Below are 352 nucleotides of genomic sequence, written 5' to 3' on the forward strand. Positions count from 1 at the left end.
GTGGAAGACGGCGCCCAGGAAGAGCTGTCGATCTCGCGCATCAACGGCCAGCGCGCCGTCACGCTGGACATCACCAAGGTGCAGGACGCCAACGTGGTGGAAGTAGGACGCCGCATCCAGCAAGTGGCGGCTGACCTGCAAAAGACGCTGCCGGCCGATATCAAGCTCGAAGTGCTACGCGATGAATCGCTGAAGGTGCAAAGCCAGCTGGATAACGTCAAGGAGACGATTATCGAAGGTGCGGTGCTGACCATGGTGATCGTGTTCTTCTTCCTGCACTCGTGGCGCTCGACCATCATCACCGGCCTGACGCTGCCGATCTCGGTGATGGCCAGCTTCATCGCCATGAAGG

1 protein-coding gene is annotated in these 352 nt (G+C 59.9%); it reads left to right on the forward strand.

The annotated features are described in order from the left end of the window. Window positions 1-352, forward strand: a 352-nt coding sequence (locus V3391_RS17615; RefSeq protein ID WP_332079752.1) for an efflux RND transporter permease subunit, incomplete at both ends; no start/stop codon positions are given.

Origin of the sequence: Luteimonas flava, from assembly GCF_036584485.1 — a bacterium.
Taxonomy (GTDB): Bacteria; Pseudomonadota; Gammaproteobacteria; order Xanthomonadales; family Xanthomonadaceae; genus Luteimonas; species Luteimonas flava.